The sequence below is a fragment of the Bacillus pretiosus genome (genome assembly GCF_051294775.1).
Lineage (GTDB): Bacteria > Bacillota > Bacilli > Bacillales > Bacillaceae_G > Bacillus_A > Bacillus_A wiedmannii.
Map to the genome: position 1 here is coordinate 1 of NZ_JBPPHF010000547.1, position 284 is coordinate 284.

Annotated in this window: 1 protein-coding gene; it reads left to right on the forward strand. The window is 33.5% G+C overall.

Features of this window, described 5'->3' with window-relative positions; genetic code table 11:
• On the forward strand, window positions 1-284 hold a 284-nt coding region (locus tag ACSG5Z_RS32105), incomplete at both ends, for a DUF3981 domain-containing protein (protein WP_435712971.1).

A 284-nucleotide genomic window follows, 5' to 3' on the forward strand; every position in this document is an offset into this window, starting at 1 on the left:
GGATAAGAAAGGGGATGAGAAGGTTGTAAAGGGTAAGAAATCATCCATTTTTGTTATTCCTGTATTATTTTGGATAGGTATTGCAATCTATGAATATCTTTGGCTAATCGATGATCGAGCAGATTCGATTCTTACTCATTATGCCGTTGCAGTAGCAGTTTTAATTGGGCATGTTTTATTTTCACAAAATCAAATAGGTAAATTAGAAGGTACGTTAAAGGGACTTCTAATGTTTGTTTTACTCGCAAGTTACGGCTATTTTGGTTATTTACACGATATAGTAA